Origin of the sequence: Geminicoccus roseus DSM 18922 (assembly GCF_000427665.1) — a bacterium.
Classification (GTDB): domain Bacteria; phylum Pseudomonadota; class Alphaproteobacteria; order Geminicoccales; family Geminicoccaceae; genus Geminicoccus; species Geminicoccus roseus.
Map to the genome: position 1 here is coordinate 448,203 of NZ_KE386572.1, position 12,171 is coordinate 460,373.

At 71.2% G+C, this 12,171-nt stretch carries 11 protein-coding genes; 8 read left to right on the forward strand and 3 right to left on the reverse strand.

Annotated features, from left to right (window positions below; genetic code table 11):
• Positions 1-216 precede the first annotated feature (216 nt).
• From GEMRO_RS0103490 to GEMRO_RS0103505, 4 genes are read left to right on the forward strand one after another with little or no spacing between them, the layout of a single operon-like run.
• Positions 217-2,169, forward strand: a complete 1,953-nt coding sequence (locus GEMRO_RS0103490; protein WP_035484678.1) for an amidohydrolase — start codon at positions 217-219, stop codon at positions 2,167-2,169.
• A gap of 3 nt (positions 2,170-2,172) precedes the next feature.
• The gene (locus GEMRO_RS0103495) at positions 2,173-2,610 is read left to right on the forward strand and encodes a DoxX family protein (protein ID WP_051328645.1); all 438 of its coding nucleotides are present in this window, start codon (positions 2,173-2,175) and stop codon (positions 2,608-2,610) included.
• Complete coding sequence (locus tag GEMRO_RS0103500) at positions 2,610-4,214, forward strand: MFS transporter (protein WP_035484680.1); 1,605 nt, start codon at positions 2,610-2,612, stop codon at positions 4,212-4,214. The genes GEMRO_RS0103495 and GEMRO_RS0103500 overlap by 1 nt, the downstream gene beginning before the upstream one ends.
• Positions 4,211-5,614, forward strand: coding sequence for an alginate export family protein (locus GEMRO_RS0103505; protein WP_027132904.1), 1,404 nt, complete (start codon positions 4,211-4,213; stop codon positions 5,612-5,614). The genes GEMRO_RS0103500 and GEMRO_RS0103505 overlap by 4 nt, the downstream gene beginning before the upstream one ends.
• A 51-nt stretch (positions 5,615-5,665) precedes the next feature.
• On the opposite strand, the gene GEMRO_RS0103510 is transcribed toward GEMRO_RS0103505, so the two are convergent.
• The gene (locus GEMRO_RS0103510) at positions 5,666-6,166 is read right to left on the reverse strand and encodes a pyridoxamine 5'-phosphate oxidase family protein (RefSeq protein ID WP_027132905.1); all 501 of its coding nucleotides are present in this window, start codon (positions 6,164-6,166) and stop codon (positions 5,666-5,668) included.
• Positions 6,167-6,372: 206 nt separating this feature from the next.
• Here GEMRO_RS0103510 and GEMRO_RS0103515 point away from each other — a divergent pair, with 206 nt between their 5' ends.
• Positions 6,373-6,627 (forward strand): hypothetical protein, encoded by a 255-nt coding sequence (locus GEMRO_RS0103515; RefSeq protein ID WP_027132906.1) that lies wholly within the window; start codon positions 6,373-6,375, stop codon positions 6,625-6,627.
• 70 nt (positions 6,628-6,697) lie between these two features.
• Positions 6,698-7,603: a homocysteine S-methyltransferase family protein gene (locus tag GEMRO_RS0103520; RefSeq protein ID WP_027132907.1), complete on the forward strand. Its 906-nt coding sequence runs from the start codon at positions 6,698-6,700 to the stop codon at positions 7,601-7,603.
• Here GEMRO_RS0103520 and GEMRO_RS0103525 read toward each other — a convergent pair.
• On the reverse strand, positions 7,594-8,847 hold the full coding sequence (locus GEMRO_RS0103525; RefSeq protein ID WP_027132908.1) for a D-amino acid dehydrogenase: 1,254 nt from the start codon (positions 8,845-8,847) through the stop codon (positions 7,594-7,596). The two genes, GEMRO_RS0103520 and GEMRO_RS0103525, sit on opposite strands and share 10 nt — an antisense overlap.
• A 215-nt stretch (positions 8,848-9,062) precedes the next feature.
• On the opposite strand from GEMRO_RS0103525, the gene GEMRO_RS0103530 reads away from it, so the two are divergent.
• Entirely contained in the window at positions 9,063-9,938 is an 876-nt protein-coding gene (locus GEMRO_RS0103530; protein ID WP_027132909.1) for a type 1 glutamine amidotransferase, read from the forward strand.
• A 3-nt stretch (positions 9,939-9,941) separates the two neighbouring features.
• Here the strand turns inward: GEMRO_RS0103530 and GEMRO_RS0103535 are convergent, their stop codons facing one another.
• Positions 9,942-10,637: a type 1 glutamine amidotransferase domain-containing protein gene (locus GEMRO_RS0103535; RefSeq protein ID WP_027132910.1), complete on the reverse strand. Its 696-nt coding sequence runs from the start codon at positions 10,635-10,637 to the stop codon at positions 9,942-9,944.
• A gap of 217 nt (positions 10,638-10,854) precedes the next feature.
• Between GEMRO_RS0103535 and GEMRO_RS0103540 the strand changes: the two genes are divergently transcribed.
• Entirely contained in the window at positions 10,855-12,066 is a 1,212-nt protein-coding gene (locus tag GEMRO_RS0103540) for a M24 family metallopeptidase (RefSeq protein WP_027132911.1), read from the forward strand.
• Positions 12,067-12,171: the final 105 nt, after the last annotated feature.

Sequence of the window (12,171 nt, forward strand, 5' to 3'; positions counted from 1 at the left end):
CCATGCACGCTGCATCGGCCGCGACCGTTCGCATCAAGATCAGACAATAACCCGTATCGGAGTTGGGCCACGCTCCGGCGACAAGCCATGAGGCGAGCAAGCCGAAAAGGGAGGCGTTGCCGATATCGAGCCGGCCAACGGCGCCCGCGATGAAGCTCCTGGCCCTGTTGCCTTCCTGCCCGCCAGTCCCTCCCGCCCCAGCTCCGGAACCGATCCATGCCCCTGACCCGCCGCCAGGCCGGCGCGCTCGCGCTGGCGACGATCCCGCTGGGTGGCCGCAGCACCGCCGCCACCGACCGCCAGCCCGAGGCTCTTGCCATGACCGCCGACCTGATCCTCGTGAACGGCCGCTTCACCACCCTGGACCCGGAACATCCGGCACCCGAAGCGGTGGCGATCGCCGAAGGCAGGTTCCAGGCGGTGGGCAGCACCGCCGAGATCCGGGCGCTGGCCGGCCAGGACACCCAGGTCGTCGACCTGGGCGCGCGCCGGGTGATCCCCGGCCTGATCGACAGCCACATGCACATCATCCGCGGCGGGCTGAACTACAACATGGAGCTGCGCTGGGACGGCGTCCGCTCCCTGGCCGACGCCATGGACATGCTCCGGCAGCAGGCCGCGGTGACCCCGCCGCCGCAATGGGTGCGGGTGGTGGGCGGCTTCACCGAGCACCAGTTCGCGGAAAAGCGCCTGCCGACCCTGGAAGAGATCAACGCCGCCGCGCCCGAGACGCCGGTGTTCATCCTGCACCTCTACGACCGCGCGCTCCTGAACCAGGCGGCGCTGCGCGCGGCCGGCTACACCCGCGACACGCAGGATCCGCCAGGCGGCGAGATCCAGCGGGACGCGTCGGGCGAGCCCACCGGCCTGCTGCTGGCCAGCCCCAACGCCACCATCCTCTACGCCACGCTCGCCAAGGGCCCGAAGCTCCCGCCGGAATACCAGCTCAACTCCACCCGCCACTTCATGCGCGAGATGAACCGGCTGGGCGTCACCGGGGTGATCGACGCCGGCGGCGGCTACCAGAACTATCCCGACGACTATGCGGTGATCGAGAAGCTGCACGCGGACGGCCAGCTCACCCTGCGGATCGCCTACAACCTGTTCACCCAGAAGCCCAAGGAGGAGCTGGCCGACTTCCAGAGCTGGTCGACGCAGGTGACGCCCGGCCAGGGCGACGATCTCTACCGTCACAACGGGGCCGGCGAGATGCTGGTCTACAGCGCCGCCGACTTCGAGGACTTCCGGGTCGAGCGCCCGGACCTGCCGGCCTCGATGGAGGCCGAGCTGGAGCCGGTCGTCCGCCTCCTGGCCGAGAACCGCTGGCCCTGGCGGCTGCACGCCACCTATGACCAGACCATCGAGCGGGCGCTCGACGTGTTCGAGAAGGTCGACCGCGACATCCCGCTGCAGGGGTTGAACTGGTTCTTCGACCACGCCGAGACGATCTCGGATCGCAACATCGACCGGATCGCGGCCCTGGGCGGCGGCATCGCCGTGCAGCACCGGATGGCCTTCCAGGGCGAGTATTTCGTGGAGCGCTACGGCGCCGAGGCGGCCAAGGCGACGCCGCCGGTCGCGAAGATGCTGGCCGCCGGCCTGAAGGTCGGCGCCGGCACCGATGCCACCCGGGTCGCCAGCTACAATCCCTGGGTGTCGCTGTCCTGGCTGACCACCGGCAAGACCGTGGGCGGCCTGGCGCTCTATCCCGAGGAGAACCTGCTGGACCGCGAGGCGGCCCTGGCCCTTTGGACCCATGGCAACACCTGGTTCTCCGGCGAGGTCGGCAAGAAGGGCCAGATCGCCCCCGGCCAGCTGGCCGACCTGGCGGTCCTGGACCGCGACTATCTGGCGGTGCCGGACAGCGAGATCGCCGAGATCGAGAGCGTCCTGACCATGCTGGGCGGCGCGATCGTCCACGGCAGCGGCGACTTCACCGGCATGGCGCCGCCCCTGCCCCCGGCCATGCCGGACTGGTCGCCGGTGCGCCGCTTCGGCGGCTACCAGCGCGCCGACGGCCAGCAGGCCACGACCAGGTTCGCCTGCGCCTGCGACAGCGCCTGCGGCGTGCACGGCCACGAGCATGCCAGGGCCTGGCGGGCCTCCGTGCCGACGGGCGACGAGGCCGGCTTCTGGGGCGCGCTCGGCTGCTCCTGCTGGGCGTTCTGAGCGATGGCAACCGTCGCTCCACCGGCACGGTCCCGGGCCCTGGCGGTCCGCCCTGCAATCCACTGGCTGGCCCTGCTGGCGCTGTGCGGCGCCTACCTGCAGGGCGCGCTCGTCAAGCTGGTCGACTTCCCGGGCGCCATGGCCGAGATGGCGCATTTCGGACTGGCGCCCGCCGGCCCGATCGCCGTGCTGGTGATCCTTCTGGAACTGGGCGCCTCGGCGATGATCCTTTCGGGCGTCCTGCGCTGGCTGGGGGCGCTGGCCCTGGCCGTGTTCACCCTGCTGGCGACCTTCCTGGCGTTCCGCTTCTGGGAGTTCGTGCCGCCCGAGCGGATGATGGTGGCCAACGGCTTCTTCGAGCATCTGGGCCTGGTCGGCGGCTTCGTGCTGGTCGCCTGGCACGACCTGCGCGAGCCGCCCGGCCATGGGGACCGCCTGTGATGACCCGCAACGGCGGCAGCGCTCCGGCCACGTCCGGCTTCGCGCCTTTGCGCCACGCCACCTTTGCGGTGCTGTGGATGGCGACCGTGCTGGGCAACACCGGCAGCTTCATGCGCGACGTCGCCAGCTCCTGGCTGGTCACCGACCTGTCCGGCTCGCCGGCGGCGGTGGCGCTGGTCCAGGCGGCCGGCACCCTGCCGGTGTTCCTGCTGGCCATCCCGGCCGGGGTCCTGTCCGACATCCTCGACCGCCGCCGGTTCCTGATCGCGCTCCAGCTGGTCCTGGCCTCGGTCAGCGCCACGCTGATGGTGTTGTCGCACAATGACCTGCTGAGCGTCGGCTCGCTGGTCGGCCTGACCTTCCTGGGCGGCATCGGCGCTGCCCTGGTGGGGCCGACCTGGCAGTCGATCGTCCCGGAACTGGTGCCGAAATCCGAGCTGAAGAGCGCCGTGGCGCTGAACTCGCTGGGCATCAACATCGCCCGCTCGATCGGCCCGGCGGCGGGCGGCCTGCTGCTGGCAGCCTTCGGCGCAGCGCTCACCTATGGCGCCGACGTGCTGAGCTACCTGGTCGTGATCGGCGCCCTGCTCTGGTGGAAGCGGCCGCCCCATGCCGACGACGCTCTGTCCGAGCAGTTCCTGGGCGCGTTCCGGGCCGGCCTGCGCTATGCCCGCGCCAGCCGGCCGCTGCATGTCGTGCTCTGGCGCGCGGCGATGTTCTTCGCCTTTTCCAGCGCGGTCTGGGCCCTCCTGCCGCTGGTCGCCCGCAACGTGCTGGGGGGCGATGCCGGCTTCTACGGCATCCTGCTGGGTGCGGTGGGTGCCGGCGCCATCCTGGGTGCGCTGCTGCTGCCGCGCCTGCGCGCCCTGGCCGGCCAGGACGGGCTGCTGCTGGGCGCCGCCGGCGTGACCGCCCTGGTCATGGTCGCCCTGGCGCTGGGCCCGCCGCAATGGGCGGCGGTGGTGATCCTGCTGCTGCTGGGGGCTGCCTGGATCGTGGCGCTGACCACGCTGAACGGCGCTGCCCAGGCGATCCTGCCGAACTGGGTGCGCGGCCGGGGCCTGGCCGTCTACCTGACCGTGTTCAACGGCGCGATGACCGCCGGCAGCCTGGGCTGGGGGGCGGTCGCCGAGGTCCTGGGCGTGCAGCCGACCCTGGCGGTGGGCGCCGCCTGCCTGGTGGCGGCGGCCCTGGTCGCGCACCGCACCCCGATCCCCGCCGGCGACAGCGACCTCACCCCCTCCAGCCACTGGCCGGAGCCGATCCTGGCGGAACCGGTGCCGCACGACCGCGGCCCGGTGATGGTCCTGATCGAGTACCGGGTCGACCCGGCAAGCCGGCCGGCCTTCCTGCGCGCCATCCATCGCCTGGCCGAGGAGCGCCGCCGCGACGGCGCCTATGGCTGGGGGATCACCGAGGACACCGCCGATCCCGCCCGGCTGGTGGAATGGTTCATGGTGGAATCCTGGGCCGAGCACCTGCGCCAGCACCGGCGCGTTTCCCGCGCCGACGCCGACATCCAGCAGGAGATGCTGGCCCTGCACCAGGGCCCGGAGCCGCCGGTCGTCCGCCATTTCCTGGCGATCCGGCCGGTCCGCGGGTGAGCATCCCCCTTGCCCATGCCAGCCGCCATGCCTCCCTGGTTCTCGGCCTGGCGCTTCTGCTGGCGGGTTCGGCGGCCGCCCAGGAACGACCGGCCCAGAAGCCCATGCGCTACGACGAGAACTGGTCGCCGATGCTCGACCCGGCGCGCCGTTCCGCCCCGCTCGACGCGCTCAAGGCGATCCCGCTGAACGCGGACGGCTCGTGGTACCTGACCCTGGGGGGCGAGCTGCGCGAGCGCTACGAATCCTCGCGCCACCCGGTATTCGGCCTGCGCTCGCCGCCGAAGAACGACTACCTGCTGCACCGCGCCCTCCTGTTCGGCGACCTCCGGCTCGGGCCGCACGGGCGCGCCTTCGTCGAGCTGGTGAACGGGCTGGTGGGCGGCTGGGACGGTACCCCGCCCCCCACCCAGAAGGACCAGCTCGACCTGCTCCAGGGCTTTGGCGAACTGACCCTGCCGGCGGCGGGCGGCGAGGCGATGCTGCGCGCGGGCCGCCAGGAAATCAGCTTCGGCTCGTCACGGCTGGTCTCGGTCCGCGAAGGCCCCAATGTCCGCCGCGCCTTCGACGGCATCCGGACCGCCTGGACCGGCGAGCCGGGACGGGTCGATGTGTTCCTGGTGCGCCCGGTGTCGCCGGAAACCGGCAGCTTCAACGACGGCAGCGACCAGGACCAGGCGTTCTGGGGCAGCTACGCCACCGGCCCGGTGCCGGGCGTGCCGGACCTGAAGGCCGACCTCTATTATCTCGGCCTGGAGCGCGACGGTGCCCGCTATGCCCAGGGTACGGGCACCGAGCACCGCCACACCGTCGGCGCCCGGCTGTTCGGCGAGCGCGCCGGCTTCGACTGGAACGTCGAGGGCGCCTTCCAGTTCGGCTCGTTCGGCCAGGGCTCGATCCGCGCCTGGACCTTGTCGTCCAATGCCGGGTTCACCTTCACGGGCCTGCCCTTCTCACCGCGCCTGGGCCTCAACGCCGATGCGATCAGCGGCGACGGCGACCTTGGCGACGACCGGCTGGAAACCTTCAACCCGCTGTTCCCCAAGCTGCCCTATTTCTCCGAGGCCAACCTGGTGGCCCCGGCCAACCTGCTGGACATCCAGCCCAACCTGACCCTGGCGCTCACCCCGGCGGTCAGCATGAACCTGGGCTGGAACGCCTTGTGGAAGCAGGCCAAGGCCGATGCGTTCTATGCCCCGCCTTTGTCGCCGGTGGCCGGGACCGCCGGCGGCGACAGCCGCTTCATCGGCCAGCAGGCCAGCGTCTCGCTGGAATGGCAGGCGACCGAGCAGCTGGTGTTCGGCGGCAGCTATGTCCAGTTCACCCCGGGCAGCGCTACCAGGGAGGCCGGCGGCCGCTCGGGGAATTTCCTCACTGCCTGGATGCAGTTCCGGTTCTAGCCGCGCCGGCCGGCCCGCGGGCCGGTCGCACGAAGGGTCGCCGGACCGGGGTCAGAAGCTCACGCCGACATTCTCGCCGGCATGCTGCGGGCGCTCGCCGGTGGTCAGCGCCTTCACGTAGCCATAGGCGTGCAGCATGGTGCTGGACGGCGCGTCCCAGTACTCGGCGCGGTGCACGTTGATCTTGAGCAGGGCGATCCGCGGGTCGTCCGGCCCCTTGGGGAACCAGGTGCGCAGGATCTCCGACCAGAGCTGCTTGACCTTGTCGCGGTCGTGCAGGATCTCGGCCTGGCCGGTCACCGAGACGTAGTTCTGCTTGTGCTCGTCGGCATAGGTCACCGCCACGTCCGGGATCTTCTGCAGGTCCTCGACCATCTCCGCATCGTTGTCGGTGAAGAACCAGAGATGGCCGTCGAACTCCGCCTCCACCGTGCCCATCGGCCGGCTGTGCATGGCGCCGTTGGCATGGCGGGTGGTCAGCATCGCGATCTTGGTGTCCTTGATCAGGCTGACCAGCTTCTCCTTGGCGGCCTGGTCGTTGCGGATTTCCATGGGATCCTGCTCCAAAGCTGTCTGCCCGCATGAACGGTGCAGCCGGCGGGCCAGTTCCATCCGCCAGCCTACCATCCAGGCCGCGCCTCCCCTTGTGACCCTCATCACCGCCGCCAGGTGATCGGCAGCACTCGCCCTTGCGGCCGAAGCGGCGATCCTGCCTCGCGCCGGGATGGTTCTCCCGGCATCGAGTCGGGAGCAAGACCATGACCAACCGTACGAGCCTCGTGGCAGGCATCGCCGCCGTGCAACTGCCCAAGGGAGGCGTTCTGGCCGGGATCGCCCGGGGGATCGCTGGCTACTGGGCAGAGCGCAAGCTCCGTCGGGCAGTGATCGACCTGCACAACCAGGACGATTTCGTGCTGCTCGACATGGGGATCCGCCGCGTCGACATCGACGCCGTGGTCCGTCATGGCCGCAGCGCGGTCGAGGCCGTCGAGCGCTATCGCCACCACCGATGAATCGCGTTCCGGGCTTGCTCCGGCGCGCCCGGGCGCCGATCCTGTCCGTTCGCGGCGGGAGGACAAGACGATGTCGGGCGAGGTGGCGATCCTGGATGGCGGCATGGGCCGCGAGCTCCTGCGGATGGGCGCGCCGTTCCGGCAGCCGGAATGGTCCGCCCTGGCCCTGATCGAGGCGCCCGAGTTTGTCGGCCGCGCCCATCGGGCGTTCGTGGAGGCGGGGGCCGGCATCGTCACCACCAACAGCTATGCGCTGGTCCCCTTCCATATCGGCCAGGACCGTTTTGACGCGCAGGCCGAGGAACTGGCCGACCTGGCCGGGCGGATCGCCCGGCGCGAGGCCGACGCCGCCGGCCGCGAGGTGCGGGTGGCGGGCTCGCTGCCGCCGGTGTTCGGCTCCTACCGGCCGGACCTGTTCGACCCCAAGGGCGCGGTCGAACTGCTGCGCCCGCTGGTCCGGGGCCTTTCGCCCCATGTCGATTTCTGGCTGGCCGAGACCCTCGGCTCCGCCGCCGAGGCGGCCGCCGTCCGCCAGGCGCTGGGCGACGACCCGCGCCCGCTCTGGGTCTCCTACACCCTGGCCGACCAGCCGGCCGCCGGTCGCGCCACGCTGCGCTCGGGCGAGAGCGTCGCCAGCGCCGCGGCGGAGGCCCGGGCACTGGGGGCCCAGACCCTCCTGTTCAACTGCAGCCCGCCCGAGGTCATGGACCTGGCGATCGGGGAGGCGGCCGACACGCTGCGCGCCGTCCTGCCGCTCGGCGTGTACGCCAATGCCTTCGAGCCCAAGCCCGAGCGCGACGCCGCCAATGCCGCGCTCAGCCGGCTGCGCGAGGACACCGACCCGGACGGCTATTTGCGCCATGCCCGCCGCTGGGTGGCGGCGGGCGCCTCGGTGGTGGGCGGCTGCTGCGGGATCGGCCCGGAGCACATCGCCAGGCTGTCCCAGGCCTTCGCCCAAGCCCAGGGTCAGGCGTAGCGCGACAGCGCCAGGTCGGCGGTGTCGATGTCCGGGCGGCGCCCGGAGATCTGGTCGGCGACCACCCGGGCCGAGCCGCACGCCATGGTCCAGCCGAGCGTGCCGTGGCCGGTGTTCAGCCACAGATTGTCGTAGCGCGCCCGGCCGATCACCGGCGGCCCGTCCGGGGTCATCGGGCGCAGGCCGCACCAGAACTTGGCGTGGTGGTAGTCGCCGCCGTCCGGGAACATGTCGCCCACCGACTTCACCAGGGTCGCCTGGCGGGCGGGGCGGAGTTCCAGGTCGAAGCCGGCCACCTCGGCGGTGCCGCCCACCCGGATCCGCTCGCCCAGCCGGGTGATCGCCACCTTGTAGGTCTCGTCCATCACCGTGGATTCCGGCGCGCCGCCGGGATCGGCGATCGGCACGGTGATCGAGTAGCCCTTCACCGGGAACACCGGCAGGTCGACGCCGTGGCGGCGCAGGAGCAGGGGCGAGTAGCTGCCCAGCGCCACCAGGTAGGCATCGCCGGACACCCGCTCCGCCGGGGTGCGCACCCCCACTACCCGGCCGTTCTCGGCCTCGATGCCCTCGATCCTGGTGTTGTAGCGGAACTCCACGCCCTTCTCGGCCGCCATGGCGGCGAGCCTGGTGGTGAAGATGTGGCAGTCGCCGGTCTCGTCGCCGGGCAGGCGCAGCCCCCCCACATACCTGCCCTGGACGCGGGCCAGCGCCGGCTCGGCGCCGATGCAGCCCTTGGCGTCCAGCACCTCGAACGGCACGCCGCCCTGGCGCAGCACCTCGACGTCATCGCCGATATCGTCCAGCTGCGCTTGGGTGCGGAACAGCTGCAGCGTGCCCTGGGAACGCTCGTCATAGCTGATGCCGGTATCGACGCGCAGCTGGACCAGCACGTCGCGGCTGTACTCGGCCAGCCGCACCATCCGGCTCTTGTTCAGGACGTAGCGGCGCTCGGTGCAGTTGCGCAGCATCGCCGCGATCCAGCGCCACATCGCCAGGTCGAGCTTCGGGCGCACCACCAGCGGACCGTGCTTCATCATCAGCCACTTGATCGCCTTGAGCGGCACGTGCGGCCCGGCCCAGGGGGTCGAGTAGCCGGGCGAGACCTCGCCGGCATTGGCGAAGCTGGTCTCCAGGGCCGCCCCCTGCTGGCGGTCGAGCACCACGACCTCGTGGCCCGCCTGGGCCAGCCACCAGGCGCTGGTCACCCCGATCACGCCGCCGCCAAGGACAATCACCCGCACTGCCACTGCTCCTCGCACCCATCTGCACCGGCGCAATGTCGGGGTGGCCGGATGGCTCCGCAAGCGGGATCGCGTCGCAGGCGCGCCGTTCCCGCCCAGCCGGGCGCGGCGGCGCGCCACGGGCCATTTGACCCGTCCATGCCCTCGCCCCTAAGGGAATCGCGCCGACGACGGCTCTGCCGGATCGCCGCGACCTCTTCCAGGATGCCCCGCCCTTGACCCAGCGTCCGCTCCGCCTGCTCGTCGTCGAAGGCAACACGCCCGAGACCTGCGACCGCGTCCGCGATCTCACCGGCAAGACCATGTCGGACAACTATGCCGAGGTCCTGCTGCGCGCGGCACCCGAGGCCACCGTCGACATCTGCTACCCGGCCTTCCCCGGCGCCAACCTGCCCGATCCCGCCGGGCTGGAAAGCTATGACGGCGTGGCGATCACCGGCTCGGCGCTCAACATCTACGATCGCGGCCCGGCGATCGACCCGCAGATCGAGCTGGCCCGGGCGGTCTACCGCTCGCGCGTGCCGTTCTTCGGCTCGTGCTGGGGCCTGCAGGTGGCGACCGTCGCCGCCGGCGGCGAGGTGCGCAAGAACCCCAAGGGCCGCGAGCTCGGCATCGCCCGCAAGATCACGCTCACCGAGCTCGGCCAGAACCACAAGATGCATGCCGGCCGCCCGCCGGTGTTCGACGCGCCCTGCGTCCATATGGACGAGGTCGGGCTCAATCCGGAAGGGCTGCGGGTCACCGCCTTCAACCAGGTCTCCGACGTGCAGGCCGGCGAGATCGCCCATGACGGCGGGCTGTTCTGGGGCGTGCAGTACCATCCCGAGTTCAGCCTGCTGGACCTGGCCGCGATCATGGTCCGCTACGGGCGGGTGCTCTGGACCGAAGGCTTCTTTCCGGACGAGCAGGCGACAAAGGCGCACATCGCCGACCTGGAGGCGCTGCACGCCGACCCTGCGGGCCGCTGGGATCTTGCCTGGCGCTACGGCATCGGCCCGGAGATCATCGAGCCGATGCTGCGCCAGAACGAGATCAGCAACTGGATCGAGCATCACGTCCGGCCGACCCGCTCGGCCCGCGGCCGGGTCTGACGCTCAGTCCCTGCTGGCGCCGCGGCCGGCCAGTTCCAGCAGCGCCCGGGCGGCAGGTTCCGAGGAGGCCGGGTTCTGCCCGGTCACCAGCTGCCCGTCCACCTCCACATGGGGCTCGAAGTCGCCCTTCTTGCGGAACACGCCGCCACGCTCCTGCAGCCGGTCCTCGAGCAGGAAGGGCACGACCTTCTCCAGCCCGACCGCCGCCTCCTCGCCATTGGTGAAGCCGGTGACCTTGCGGCCCTGGACCAGCCAGGCGCCGTCGGACCGGCGCGCCTCGGTAAGCGCGGCCGGCCCGTGGCAGATTGCGGCCAGCGGCTTGGACGCGGCCACGAAGTTCTCGATCAGCTTGATCGAGGTGGCGTCGCCGGCCAGGTCCCACATCGGGCCGTGCCCGCCCGGGATGAACAGCGCATCGAACCGGTCCGCCTGCACCTCGGACAGCTTCTCGGTGCTGGCGAGCTGGGCGGAGGCGGTGTCGTCGGCCTCGAAGCGCCGGGTCGCCTCGGTCTGGCTGTCCGGCGCGCTGCTCTTGGGATCCAGCGGCGGCTGCCCGCCCTTGGGCGAGGCCAGGGTGATCTCGGCGCCGGCATCCTTGAACACGTAGTAGGGTGCGGCGAGCTCCTCCAGCCAGAACCCGGTCTTGTGGCCGGTGTCGCCCAGCTGGTCGTGGGAAGTCAGGATCATCAGCACCTTCATGGGGCGTCTCCTTGCCGGGGATGGGCGGAGGATCGGGCCCGTCGCGGCCGGCGACCTTCCAGCACGGCAGATAGATCGCCGCCGCCCAAAACACATGCCGTGCTCTTAAGGGCAGGCCATCGCTGCTCGACAGGAAGCGCCGCCTGCCGTGTAGTGCGATGGAAACGGCCGGCCGCCTTGGTGGGCACGCGCCGGTCCATCAGGGAGGCTTCGATCCATGGCCGCAGGCACGACGGAGACAGCGACGTCCGGACAGTCGCTCCCCGCCATCCCGTTCGACCACGCCCGGCTGGACGCGCTGATGGAGGAAGCCGGGCTGGACGCCCTGCTGGTCACCTCCAAGCACAACATCCAGTATCTCCTGGGCGGCTACCGGTTCTTCTTCTTCGACTACATGGATGCGATCGGCACCAGCCGCTACCTGCCGGTGCTGGTCTATGTCCGCGGCCGCCCGGACCAGGGCGCCTATGTCGGCAACCCGATGGAATCCTGGGAACAGGAGCTCGGCCGGTTCTGGATGTCCGAGGTGCTGCCGGTGAGCTGGGGCACCCTGGACGCGGTCGAGGCCGCCGCCCGCCATGTCGAGCACCTGGGCTCTAGCGTCCGCCGGATTGGGATCGAGCCGCCCTTCCTGCCGGCCGACGCCTATCTGGCCCTGGCCAGGGCGCTGCCGTCCCACGAGCTGGCGGATGCCCATTTCCCGCTGGAGCGGCTGCGCGCGCAGAAGACCCCGGCCGAGCTGGACCTCCTGCGCCAGGCGTCCGAGCGGGTGGTGGACGCGATGCAGGCGGTGTTCGCCAGCCATGGGCCCGGCAGCACCAAGCAGGAGCTGGCCAGCGCGCTGCGCCGCGAGGAGCAGGCCCGCGACCTGACCTTCGAATACTGCCTGATCGCCACCGGCCGGAGCTTCAACCGCGCCCCGGAATCCGGGCAGCGCTGGGAGAAGGGCCAGGTGCTCTCGCTGGATTCCGGCGGCAACTACCAGGGCTATATCGGCGACCTGTGCCGGATGGCGGTGGCGGGCGAGCCGGACCAGGAGCTGCAGGACCTGCTAAGCGAGATCGACGCCATCCAGCAGGCCGCCCGCCGCCCGATCCGCGCGGGCGCCCTCGGCCAGGAACTCTACACCGAGGCCGAGGCCCTGCTCGGCCGCTCGGCGCACCGCGCCTACACCGACTTCGTGGCGCACGGCATGGGCATCGTCTCCCACGAGGCGCCGCGCCTGATCGGCCGCCGGGCCGCCCCCTACCGGGCGGACGAACGCGACCGTCCCCTCGCCCCGGGCATGGTCCTGTCGATCGAGACCACCATGAAGCACCCGACCCGCGGCTTCATCAAGCTGGAGGACACGGTGGCGGTCACCCGGGACGGCTGGGAGGCGTTCGGCGACACGGCCCGCGGCTGGAACCGGGCCGGCGGCAGGTCCTGATCCTTTCGCCATAAAGCTCGCCTTCCTGGGCCTGTCTCAAGTATTCGAGCAAATCGCGGACTATCGCCCACAGCACCGCGATGATCTCGGCAGAACTGCGGGCGG

Excerpts from the sequence above, each read along its gene's own strand:
- GEMRO_RS0103490 (WP_035484678.1), top strand. The coding sequence starts at position 217 with ATGCCCCTGACCCGCCGCCAGGCCGGCGCGCTCGCGCTGGCGACGATC.
- GEMRO_RS0103495 (WP_051328645.1), top strand. The coding sequence starts at position 2,173 with ATGGCAACCGTCGCTCCACCGGCACGGTCCCGGGCCCTGGCGGTCCGC.
- GEMRO_RS0103500 (WP_035484680.1), top strand. The coding sequence starts at position 2,610 with ATGACCCGCAACGGCGGCAGCGCTCCGGCCACGTCCGGCTTCGCGCCT.
- GEMRO_RS0103510 (WP_027132905.1), bottom strand. The coding sequence starts at position 6,166 with ATGGAAATCCGCAACGACCAGGCCGCCAAGGAGAAGCTGGTCAGCCTG.
- GEMRO_RS0103515 (WP_027132906.1), top strand. The coding sequence starts at position 6,373 with ATGACCAACCGTACGAGCCTCGTGGCAGGCATCGCCGCCGTGCAACTG.
- GEMRO_RS0103520 (WP_027132907.1), top strand. The coding sequence starts at position 6,698 with ATGTCGGGCGAGGTGGCGATCCTGGATGGCGGCATGGGCCGCGAGCTC.
- GEMRO_RS0103535 (WP_027132910.1), bottom strand. The coding sequence starts at position 10,637 with ATGAAGGTGCTGATGATCCTGACTTCCCACGACCAGCTGGGCGACACC.
- GEMRO_RS0103540 (WP_027132911.1), top strand. The coding sequence starts at position 10,855 with ATGGCCGCAGGCACGACGGAGACAGCGACGTCCGGACAGTCGCTCCCC.